This is a genomic window from Modestobacter sp. KNN46-3, assembly GCF_011039295.1.
Genome location: NZ_JAAKGN010000017.1, coordinates 37,277 through 48,127 on the forward strand (window position 1 = coordinate 37,277; position 10,851 = coordinate 48,127).

10 protein-coding genes and 1 tRNA gene are annotated in these 10,851 nt (G+C 72.9%); 5 read left to right on the plus strand and 6 right to left on the minus strand.

Annotated features, from left to right (window positions below):
* Positions 1-4: 4 nt before the first annotated feature.
* A complete protein-coding gene (locus tag G5C62_RS06495) occupies positions 5-1,402 on the minus strand; it encodes an FAD-dependent oxidoreductase (protein ID WP_206330499.1) in 1,398 nt (465 codons plus the stop codon).
* 81 nt (positions 1,403-1,483) lie between these two features.
* On the opposite strand from G5C62_RS06495, the gene G5C62_RS06500 reads away from it, so the two are divergent.
* The gene (locus G5C62_RS06500; protein ID WP_164700367.1) at positions 1,484-1,792 is read left to right on the plus strand and encodes a putative quinol monooxygenase; all 309 of its coding nucleotides are present in this window, start codon (positions 1,484-1,486) and stop codon (positions 1,790-1,792) included.
* Here the strand turns inward: G5C62_RS06500 and G5C62_RS06505 are convergent.
* From G5C62_RS06505 to G5C62_RS06515, 3 genes are all read right to left on the minus strand, one after another.
* Positions 1,789-2,598, minus strand: a complete 810-nt coding sequence (locus tag G5C62_RS06505) for an Fpg/Nei family DNA glycosylase (protein WP_164700368.1) — start codon at positions 2,596-2,598, stop codon at positions 1,789-1,791. The two genes, G5C62_RS06500 and G5C62_RS06505, sit on opposite strands and share 4 nt — an antisense overlap.
* 104 nt (positions 2,599-2,702) lie before the next feature.
* A complete protein-coding gene (locus G5C62_RS06510; RefSeq protein ID WP_164700369.1) occupies positions 2,703-4,070 on the minus strand; it encodes a deoxyribodipyrimidine photo-lyase in 1,368 nt (455 codons plus the stop codon).
* Between the two features lie 58 nt (positions 4,071-4,128).
* A complete protein-coding gene (locus G5C62_RS06515; RefSeq protein ID WP_036334715.1) occupies positions 4,129-4,449 on the minus strand; it encodes a GNAT family N-acetyltransferase in 321 nt (106 codons plus the stop codon).
* 681 nt (positions 4,450-5,130) lie between these two features.
* Between G5C62_RS06515 and G5C62_RS06520 the strand changes: the two genes are divergently transcribed.
* From G5C62_RS06520 to G5C62_RS06535, 4 genes are all read left to right on the plus strand, one after another.
* Positions 5,131-6,390: a glycine betaine/L-proline ABC transporter ATP-binding protein gene (locus tag G5C62_RS06520; protein ID WP_164700370.1), complete on the plus strand. Its 1,260-nt coding sequence runs from the start codon at positions 5,131-5,133 to the stop codon at positions 6,388-6,390.
* A complete protein-coding gene (locus tag G5C62_RS06525) occupies positions 6,383-7,381 on the plus strand; it encodes a proline/glycine betaine ABC transporter permease (protein WP_164700371.1) in 999 nt (332 codons plus the stop codon). Before G5C62_RS06520 ends, G5C62_RS06525 begins: the two co-directional genes overlap by 8 nt.
* A gap of 99 nt (positions 7,382-7,480) precedes the next feature.
* The gene (locus tag G5C62_RS06530; RefSeq protein ID WP_164700372.1) at positions 7,481-8,407 is read left to right on the plus strand and encodes a glycine betaine ABC transporter substrate-binding protein; all 927 of its coding nucleotides are present in this window, start codon (positions 7,481-7,483) and stop codon (positions 8,405-8,407) included.
* Positions 8,408-8,558: 151 nt separating this feature from the next.
* Positions 8,559-8,634 (plus strand) — tRNA-Arg (locus G5C62_RS06535).
* A 5-nt stretch (positions 8,635-8,639) separates the two neighbouring features.
* On the opposite strand, the gene G5C62_RS06540 is transcribed toward G5C62_RS06535, so the two are convergent.
* Both G5C62_RS06540 and G5C62_RS06545 read right to left on the minus strand, forming a co-directional pair.
* On the minus strand, positions 8,640-9,302 hold the full coding sequence (locus tag G5C62_RS06540) for a TrkA family potassium uptake protein (RefSeq protein WP_164700373.1): 663 nt from the start codon (positions 9,300-9,302) through the stop codon (positions 8,640-8,642).
* Positions 9,295-10,851, minus strand: a 1,557-nt coding sequence (locus tag G5C62_RS06545; protein WP_206330500.1) for a TrkH family potassium uptake protein, incomplete at its 5' end; no start/stop codon positions are given. The genes G5C62_RS06540 and G5C62_RS06545, both read right to left, overlap by 8 nt.

Below are 10,851 nucleotides of genomic sequence, written 5' to 3' on the forward strand. Positions count from 1 at the left end.
CACCTCAGCCCTCCTGCGCTGCCGCGGCGGCCCGGACGGCGGCGAGCAGCGACTCCCGCTCGTGCAGCGTGGTGCGGGCCCGGCCGTGCACCGCACCCAGCGCGATCTCGGCGGCGTCGATCGCCCGCCAGTCGGCCAGCAGCACCGGGTGCCCGCCGCGGGCGAGCAGGGTGTCGACCCAGTCGTCGTCCCCACCGGGCTGGAGCACCCCGGACGCGACGTCGGCCAGCAGCGAGGCGACGGTCTCCCGGGCGTCGTGCTTGTTGGTGCCGACGACGCCGGTCGGGCCCCGCTTGATCCACCCGGCCACGTACTCGCCGCGGCTGACCTCGCCGTCCCGGACCACCCGGCCGGCGTCGTGCGGCACGGTGCCCCCGTCCAGCGGCAGCCCGGGCAGCGCGTGCCCGCGGTAGCCGACCGAGCGCACCACCAGGTCGGCCGGGACGACGTCGAGCTCGCCGGTCCCGACCGCCCGGCCGTCGACGTCGACCCGGGTGCGCTCCACCTCCACCCCGATGACCCGGTCGGTGCCGAGCAGCCGCACCGGGCGGGCGTGGAAGCGCAGCCGCACGCTGACCGTGCCGTCCACGGCCTCGTGGCCGGCGTAGTCGGCGAGTGCGGCGAGGTTGCGCGCGACGTGCCGGTCCTCGGCGGCCAGGGCGGCGTCCCCGGCGTCGGTGAGGTCGGCCGGGTCGACGAGCACCGTTGCGGCGGCCAGGTGGCCCAGCTCGCGGAGCTCTTGGGTGGTGAAGCTGGCCTGGGCCGGGCCGCGGCGGCCGAGCACGGTGATCCGCTCGACCGGGGCGGCGGCCAGGGTGTCGAGCACGTGGTGCGGCATGTCGGTGGGGTGCAGCTCGGCGGGGGAGCGGGCCAGCACGCGGGCCACGTCCAGGGCCACGTTGCCCACGCCGACCACCACGACGTCCCGGGCCCGCGCCACCAGCTCCTCGACCCGCGCCCGGTCGGCGTCGGGGTGCCCGCAGTACCAGGCGACGACGTCGGTGGCGGCCAGGCTGCCGGGCAGCTCCTCGCCGGGGATGCCCAGCGTGCGGTCACCGGCCGCGCCGTAGGTGTAGACGACGGCGTCGACGTGCCGGCGCAGCTCGTCCAGGGCCAGGTCGGTGCCGATCTCCACGTTGCCGACGAAGCGCACCCGGTCGTGGTCCAGGGTGTGGTGCAGCGTCTCGCGCAGCGCCCGCATCTTCAGGTGGTCCGGGGCGATGCCGTGCCGCACCAGGCCGAACGGGGTGGGCAGCCGGTCGATCAGGTCGACGGCGACCGGGACGTCGTCCTGCCCGGCGAGCGCGTCGGCGGCATAGATGCCCGCCGGCCCGGCACCGACGACGGCGACGCGCAGCGGGCGTCCGGGCAGCGATCGGTCGGGCACAGCGGGTTCGGCCACGCCCGCATCGTCGTCCCGTTGCCGGGTAGGCGCCAGGGTGAACCCGGGCAGCCGTGCCCGGTCACCGCTGAGGAGCCCTGCGTGTCCATCACGATCGTCGCCACCATCTCGCCCAAGCCCGGCCGGGCCGACGCCGTCCGGGAGGCGTTCACCGCGGCGATCCCGAAGGTGCACGAGGAGCCCGGCTGCGAGCTCTACGCGTTGCACGAGGACGGCTACGGCTTCGTGATGATCGAGCGCTGGGCCACCCAGGACGACGTCAAGGCCCACGGGGCAGGCGAGACGTTCAACCAGCTCACCGAGGCCGTCAAGGACGACCTGACCGAGCCGATCGGCGTCCGGCTGCTGCACGCCCTGCCCGCCGGCGACGAGGCGAAGGGCGCCCTCTAGACCGCCTGGCAGGTGGGGCACCAGAAGAGGTTCCGGCCGACCATGACCTCGGTGCGCACCTCGGTGCCGCAGATCCGGCAGGGCAGCCCGGCGCGCCGGTAGACGTAGTGGGCGTCCTCCCGGAGCGCCGGGCCGCGCCGGCGCTCGCGGTCGGCGCGCTCGGTGGTGACGATCCGGCCGGCCTTCACCCCGGCCTTCATCAGCGTCACCAGGTCCGCCCACATCGCGTCCCAGGTGGTGGCGTCGACGTCCCGGCCCAGCCGGAACGGGCTCAGCCGCTGCCGGAACAGGACCTCCGCCCGGTAGACGTTCCCGACACCGGCGAGCACGGCCTGGTCCATCAGCAGCGCGCCGATGGTGGTCCGGCTGCGGGAGATGCGGGCGAACGCCTTGGCCGGGTCCGACCGCCGGCGCAGCGGGTCCGGGCCGAGCCGGTCGAGGATCAGCTGCACCTCGCCGTCGGTGATCAGGTCGCAGGCGGTGGCGCCGCGCAGGTCGGTCCACACGCCCTCGCCGTCCTCACCCGGGCCCTCCCAGCGCATCCGCAGGGCGCCGCGGGGAACCGGGGGCAGCCCGGTGCCGGAGGTGAACTTCCCGTAGAGACCCAGGTGGACGTGGACGACGTCCGGGCCGAAGAAGGCGAACAGGTGCTTGCCGTAGGAGGTGACCTCGTCGAGGACCCGGCCGTCGAGCAGCTCGGCCTGCCCGGCGAAGCGGCCCTGCGGGCTGGTCACGTGCACCTCGCGGCCGGCGAACGCGGCCTGCTGCTCGCGGGCCAACCGGAACAGGGTGTGGCCCTCAGGCACCGACGATCACGCCGTCCAGCTTCACCCGCCGGGGCCCCGCTCGCCACGACGGCACCGGTGACCCAGCCGACACCTCGACAGAAATGGCCATTCCTGTCGAGGTGTCAGCGGGCGCGGAGGGCGGCGTAGCGGTCCAGGGACACCTGGCGCTCATGGGCGTGGTCGACGACCGGCTCGGGGTAGCCGGCCGGGACGCCGCCGGGCGCCGTCCACGGTTCGTGCACGTGCTTCGGGTCGAGGTCGCGCAGCTCGGGCACCCAGCGCTTCACGTAGCTGCCGTCCGGATCGAACTTCTTGCCCTGGGTGATCGGGTTGAACACCCGGTAGTACGGCGAGGCGTCGGTCCCGGTGCCGGCCACCCACTGCCAGCCGTGGTTGTTACTGGCCAGGTCGCCGTCGACCAGGTGCTCCATGAAGTACTTCGCGCCCAGCGTCCACTCCTGGTGCAGGTCCTTGACCAGGAAGGAGGCGACGATCATCCGCACCCGGTTGTGCACGTAGGCCTCACCGAGCAGCTGCCGCATCCCGGCGTCGACGATCGGGAAGCCGGTGCGGCCGGTCTCCCAGGCGCGCACCAGCTCCTCGGCGTCCGGCCCGGAGTCGTAGCCCATGCTCTGCAGTTCGGGCTTGAGGTACTCGCGGGCCGAGTCGGGCCGGTGCCACAGGACGTCGGCGTAGAAGTCGCGCCAGGCGAGCTCGTCGGTGTAGCGGCGCACCGACTCCGAACCCTCCTCGGCGGCCAGGTCGGCGAGCAGCGTGCGCGGGTGGATGCAGCCGTACTTCAGGTAGGCCGACAACCGGCTCGTCCCGTTGGTCGCCGGCCGGTCGCGCCCCTCGTCGTAGCCGAGCAACCGTTCGTCGCGGAACCGGTGCCAGGCCTCCAGGGCCGCGGCCTCGCCGGCGGCGGGCAGCTGGACGTCGCCCAGGGCCGGTCGCGGTGGGCGGTCGTCGGAGCGGACGTCGCGCTGCCACGGGACCGGGTCCGGGCGGACGGCGGGGGAGTGCCAGCCGTGTTCCCGCCAGGCGCGGGCGAACGGGGTGAACACCTGGAACGGCGTGCCGTCCCGCTTGACCACCCGCCCGGGAGCGACCGCGTACGGCGAGCCGGTGCGCACCAGCGGGACGTCGCCCAGCGCCCGCTCGACCGCCTGGTCCCGGCGCCGTCCGTACGGGCCGGCGTCGGCGGTGACGTGCACGCTCACCGCGCCCAGCTCTGCCGCCAGCCGGGGGAGGACGGCGGTCGGGTCGCCGGTGCGCGTGACGAGGGCGCCGCCGGTCGCGGTGTCGAGCTCGGCGAGGCAGTCGAGCAGGAACCGCCGGCGCGGCTCGCCCGAGGGGCCGTAGAGCCGGTCGTCGAAGACGAAGACGGGGACGACGCTGCCCTGGGGCCCGGCGGCGTCGACGGCGGCGAGCAGGGCCGGGTGGTCGTCCAGGCGCAGGTCGCGGCGGAACCAGAGCAGCGCGGTGGGCACCCGACCGAGCCTAGGAAGCCACGACCGGCGCCGCTGGGTGGACCAGCTGCCGGGTGGCTCAGCTGTGGGCGGGCGCGAGGCCGAAGGTGGGCCGGTCGGCCTCGGCGACGAGGTCGAGCTGCTCGGGGTGGTCGACCAGGTACTTGCGGATGAACGAGCAGTAGGGGAGCACGTGCAGGCCCCGCTCGCGCGCGGCGGTGAGGACGGCGGACACCAGCTGGGTGCCCAGACCTCGACCGCCCATCGTCGGGTCGATCTCGGTGTGCGGCAGGGTCATCACGCCCTGGTCGACGTGGTAGCTGGCCAGGCCGACGACTCGCTCGCCGTCCCGGATCTCGAAGCGGCCCCGCTCGGGGACGTCGACAACCGTGATCTCCATCGGTGCTCTCCACCTCCCGCGCCTCCGGCGCCGTTGCCGGGGCTCGTATCTGCTGACACAAGGTAACGGTTGCGACACGGTGTCGCCCGCATCTCCTCCCACGCGTCGGGGACCCCAGAGGTTCCCCGTCCCACGCGCACCACAGTCGCCGATGCGGTGATCGGCCGGGGGTCAATTGCACTCCAGCTGGTGTCACATGAAGATCTGATGACGATTCAATGACAGTGTGGAAACACATTTCTCGGTTGCCCTCGGGCCGCGCTCCAGTACACATACCCGCAGTTCAGGCGGGTGACACCTACCGGACGGTGCCGATCTCGACCGAGCGGCTGAATTGTCGTTGTGCTGTTCGACACCCCGTGCGAGTCACGACGACATAACGGAATTGCCCGATGGGCTGAAAGTGTCATTTGTGTCCGCCATCCGCTGTTAGCGTCCTGTTCCGAGATGGGAGCGGGCCCTGCCTGCCCCACCCCGGCTCGCTGACCGGCGCACCGCGACGTGCGTGCCGACGCCCTGGCGTCGTGGCCGGTGAGCCGCACCCGCGCCCCGTGGCGCCCGCTCCAGGAGCGGTGCGCCCGGCGGGACGACACGGCAGGTGGTGATCGCTCCGCGGAGCGGTCGCCCGCCTGCTCGTCGTGCCGCCAGGCCCGGGCCGTGTCCGCTGACGAGAGGTTGCCCGTGCCCGCAGTACATGCCGAGGGGTTGTTCAAGGTCTTCGGCCGGCGCACCGCCGAGGCGGTCGACCGGCTCCGCGACGGCGCCTCCGTGGCCGACGTGCGGGAGCGCGGCGCGATCCCGGCCGTCATCGACGTCAGCTTCACCGTCGAGCCGGGCGAGATCTTCGTGGTCATGGGGCTGTCCGGCTCGGGGAAGTCGACGTTGCTGCGGATGCTCAACGGGCTGCTGGAGGCCACCGCCGGGACCGTGCGGGTGGGCGACGCCGAGCTGACCGCGCTGGACGACAAGGCGCTGCGCCGGCTCCGGCAGGAGCGGATGAGCATGGTGTTCCAGCACTTCGCGCTCTTCCCGCACCGCAGCGTGCTGGACAACGCCGCCTACGCCCTCGAGGTGCGCGGCGTCGACCGCGCCACCCGCCGGGCCAAGGCGCAGGAGGCCCTCGCGCTCGTCGGGCTCGAGCAGTGGGCCGACCAGAAGCCGGGGCAGCTCTCCGGTGGCATGAAGCAGCGGGTCGGCCTGGCCCGCGCGCTCGCCGCCGACACCGACCTGCTGCTGATGGACGAGGCGTTCAGCGCGCTGGACCCGTTGATCCGCCGCGAGATGCAGGACCAGCTGCTGGAGCTGCAGGCCTCGCTGGGCAAGACGATCGTCTTCATCACCCACGACCTCAACGAGGCCATGCGCCTCGGTGACCGGATCGCGATCATGCGCGACGGGCGGATCGTGCAGATCGGCACGCCCGACCAGATCCTCGAGACCCCGGCCGACGACTACGTCCGCCAGTTCCTCGCCGACGTCGACCGTGGGCGGGTGTTCACCGCCCGGCACGTGATGGTCGAGGCCCCCACGCTGGTCTCCCCGACGGCTGCGCCCGCGCAGGTGCTGCAGGCGATGCAGGACCACCGCTCCGGTTCCGTGCTCGTCGGGGACGGCGACGGCCGGGTGGCCGGCGTGGCCACCGAGGACGCCGTCCGGGCCGCCGTCGCGACCGGGGCACCGTCACTGGCCGGGCTCGCCCTGCTGCCTCCGGTCGACGTCCGGGCGACCACGACGCTGAGCGAGCTGCTCGCCCCCGCCGCCCAGGACGAGGTGCCGGTGACCGTCGTGGACGACGCCGGCCGGCTGCTGGGGGTGGTGCCCCGAGGCGCGGTCCTGGCTGCCCTGGGGGGCGTGCCGCGCCCCGTGCCGTCCGCCGCGCCTGCACCGGCCGACCCGGTGGGCGCCACCGCTGTGGCGACAAAGGAGATCATCCGTGGCTGAGACCGTGCTCCGGGCCGCCGAGGACGGCGCCCTGCCGCAGATCCCGGTGGGCGACTGGATCGACACCGGCTTCGACTGGGTCACCGAGAACTTCTCCCCGGTCTTCGACCTGATCAGCGCCGGTACCGAGACCGGTGTGGAGGGGCTGCGGGACGCGCTGCTCTTCCCCCCGTCGATCCTGCTGGCCGTGCTGCTGGCCGTGCTCGGTGGCGTCGTGCGGTCGGTGCGCTTCGCCGTCGTCTCGCTGCTGGGCCTGCTGCTGCTGATCAGCATGCGGATGTGGGAGCCGGCCATGGCGACGCTGGCACTGGTGCTGGTGTCCGCGGTCATCGCGGTCGCCATCGGCATCCCGATCGGGGTGTCGGCCGCCAAGAGCGACCGGGTCAGCGCCGTCCTCCGACCGGTGCTCGACTTCATGCAGACGATGCCGGCGTTCGTCTACCTCGTGCCTGCGGTGACCTTCTTCGGCATCGGCCTCGTCCCGGGCGTCGTGACCACGATCATCTTCGCCATGCCGCCCGCCATCCGGCTCACCGAGCTGGGCATCCGGCAGGTCGACCCGGAGCTGGTGGAGGCCGGACACGCCTTCGGGAGCCCGCCCGGGAAGATCCTGCGCGGCATCCAGCTGCCGCTCGCCCTGCCGACGATCATGGCCGGGGTCAACCAGGTGATCATGCTGGCGCTGTCCATGGCGGTCATCGCCGGGCTGATCGGCGCGGCCGGGCTGGGTGGCGTCGTCGTCACCAGCATCTCCCGGCTCGACGTCGGGCTGGGCTTCGAGGGCGGCCTGTCGGTCGTCATCCTCGCCATCTACCTCGACCGGCTGACCAGCGCCTTCGGCCAGCGGCGCGGGCGGCTGTCCGGCTTCCCGTCCTTCCTCAGCCGCGGCGGCACGGTCGGCAAGGCTGGCCTCGGCGCCAGCAGCCGGTCCGCCGACGCGGTCATGCCCGTCGGGACCGACCAGGACTCACCGAACCGACCTGCCCGGTAGCCGACCGGCGCGGCCCTCCCGGGCCGTTGCCGCGGAGCCGGAGCACCAACGGTGCGCGGGGCAGTCGACCGCCACCAGATGTAGGAGAGGAACGACCACATGAACAAGCACCTGACCACCCGAGGCGCGCGTCTCGCCGCCGGACTCGCCGCCGTCGCCCTCACCGCCACCGCCTGCGGTGGGGACGCCGAGGAGGAGACCACCGCCGCCGGTGGGACGTCGTCCGGCAGCGGCTGCGAGACCGTCAACCTGGGCTTCATCCCCTCCTGGACCGACGGCCTGAGCATGGCCCACCTGTGGGACAGCGTCCTCGGCGAGCAGGGCATCGAGGTCGAGATGACCGAGATCTCCGAGGCGGCTCCGTTGTACGCCGGCCTGGCCGGGGGCGACGTCGACGTCTACCCGTCCGCCTGGTCCGAGGTCACGCACGCGGCCTACATGGAGGAGTACGGCGACCAGCTCGAGGACCTCGGTGCCTGGTACGAGGGCGCGAAGCTGACCTTCGCCGTCCCGGAGTACACCGACATCGAGTCGATCGCCGACCTGGCCGGCAACGCCGAGATGTTCGACGGCCGGATCGTCGGCATCGAGCCTGGTGCGGGCCTCACCGCCACCACCAAGGACAGCGTCATGCCGACCTACGGGCTGGAGGAGGACTACACGCTGGTCGAGTCCTCCACCACCGCGATGCTGGCCGAGCTGCAGGCGGCGACCGACGCCAACGAGGACATCGTCGTCACCCTGTGGCGCCCGTTCTGGGCCAACAGCGAGTTCCCGGTCAAGGACCTGGCCGACCCCGAGGGCGCACTGGGCGGGTCCGAGGGTCTGCACACACTGGCCCGTGAGGGCTTCTCCGCCGACTGCGCCGACGTGGCGTCGATGATGGAGAACGCGACCCTCACCGACGAGCAGTACGGCTCGCTGGAGAACATGGTCGTCAACGAGTACGGCGAGGGCCGGTACGACGAGGCCGTCGACGCCTGGCTCGAGGAGAACCCGGACTTCATGGAGTCCCTGCAGGCCTGATCGGTGCGCACCGCCGCTCGCTGAGCGACCGGAGCACACACCCGAGGGGCCCGACGGCGCCTGCCGTCGGGCCCCTCGGTCGTCCGATACCCTCTCGTCGGCAACCGGCCCGCGCGCAGCGGCCCGGTGGTGGTGCAGCCGCACCGCCGCAGCCCCCGTAGCTCAGGGGATAGAGCATCGGTTTCCTAAACCGTGTGCCGCAGGTTCGAATCCTGCCGGGGGCACCAGCTGGTCACTGCAGCTCGACGAAGCGCTCCACGTCGACCGGCCGGCCGGCGATGACGATCTCCGCGCCGTAGGTGAGCACGGTGTCGTAGCCGGCGTGCGTGTAGCTCGCCGTGTTCTCCGGCTTCACCGACACCACGGTGACGTGGTGCTTCTTCCGCAGGCCGGTCTGGCCGAGCGGGACGCCGACGATCTCCCTCGGCGGCTTGGTCTTGGCGAAGACCCACTGCGGGTCCAGCTCCACCCAGTCCAGCAGCCGGCCGGCGACCAGGTGCGCGATCCGTTCGCCCATCTCCTGCTCGGGGAAGACGACGTGATGGGCGCCGATGCGGCTCAGGATGGTCGCCTGCTGCCGGGTCACGGCCTTGGCCCAGATGTCGGGGACCTCGAGCTCGGACAGCAGCGCGGTGGTGAGGATGCTGGCCTCGAGGTGGCCGCCGATGGCCACGACGACGCGGCTGAAGTCGGCGATGCCGATCTCGCTCAGCGCGTCGGCGTCGGTGGAGTCGGCGATGACGACCTGGCCCAGCTGCCCGGACAGTCGCTGGACGATGTCGGGCCGGTTGTCCACGGCGAGCACCTCGGTGCCGCCGCGGGCCAGCTCCAGGGCGAGTGCGGTGCCGAACCGACCCAGGCCGAGCACGGCGACGGGGTCCTTGTGGCTAGCCAACGATGGTCCTCTCCTCGGGGAGCTGGTGCCGGCGGCCGCGGTCGCGGAGCGCGAGCCCCGACGCCAGGGTGAGCGGCCCGATCCGGCCGATGTACATGAGCAGCACGAGCAGCACCTGCCCCGCTGGCGGGACGTCGGCGGTGATGCCGGTGGACAGGCCGACGGTGGAGAAGGCGGAGACGACCTCGAAGAGCACCACGTCGAAGCTGAAGTCGGTGAGGGCCTCCATGACGAAGGTGGAGACGGCGACCACGCCGATGCCGAGCAGTGCGATCGCCAGCGCCTGGCGCTGGTTGGTGCTCGGCACCCGGCGACGGCCGACCTCGACGTCGGGGTCACCGCGCATCTCCGCCCACAGGACGTAGGCCAGCAGGCCGAAGGTGGTCACCTTGATGCCGCCGGCGGTCCCGGCGCTGCCGCCGCCGATGAACATCAGCGCGTCGGTGAGCAGCAGAGTCTCGGGCTGGTAGGCGGCGATGTCGAGGTTGTTGAACCCGGCGGTGCGCGGCATCACCGCCGCGGTGAACGCGGCCAGCAACGTCGCCCCGGCGCCCAGTCGGCCGAGGGTCCCGGGGTTGCCGCCCTCGGCGACCAGGAACAGCAGGGTCCCGCCGACGAGCAGGACGACGGTGACGATGACGGTGATCCGGGTAAGCACCGACCAGCTCTTCGGCGTCCGCCACTCGCGGGCCAGCTCGAAGACCACCGGGAAGCCCAGGCCGCCCAGGATGACGGCGGCGCAGATCGTCAGGCTGATCCACGGGTCGGCCACGTACTGCACGAGGCTGTCGGCGTTGAGCCCGAAGCCGGCGTTGTTGAACGCCGAGACGGCGTGGAACACACCCGAGTAGGCCGCCGACGACAGCGGCTGGTCGTAACCGGTGGCGAACCGGATCCCGAGTACGACGGCGACCACGGCCTCGACGCCGAGGCTGAAGAGCACCACCCTGCGGATGACCCGGCGGACGTCCGCGGCGGACAGCGCCTTGGTCTCCGCCTGGGCGATCAGCCGGGCGCGCAGCCCCAGTCGGCGGGACAGCACCACCGCGAGCAGGGTGGCCAGCGTCATGATCCCCAGGCCGCCGGCCTGGATGAGCAGCAGGATCACCGCCTGGCCGAAGCCGGACCAGTAGGTGCCGGTGTCGACGGTGACCAGTCCGGTGACGCACACCGCGGACGTGGCGTGGAACAGCGCGGTGAGGAGGTCGGCGCGACCGGGGCCGGCGACGGCGACGGGCAGCGACAGCAGCGCGGTGCCGACGGCGACGGCCACGGCGAAGGCGCCGGCGATGACCCGGCCCGGGTGGTGGAAGCCGCGAGCGGGGGTCGGGCGGCCGGCCGGGCTGCGGATGCCCTGCGTCACCGCAGGCCCGGCGGGCGGGCACAGGGGCGGGCGAGCACGGCGACACGGTGCCACACCTCCCCGGCCGATCTGGGCCCGCAGCTCGGCGACGCCGAGGAAGTCGTGGGCGAGGAGGGCGTCGAGCAGCTCGCGCGCCTCGTCGGTCAGGGGGCGAGGGCTCTGGGCGGCCCGCGGCCCGGTATCAGC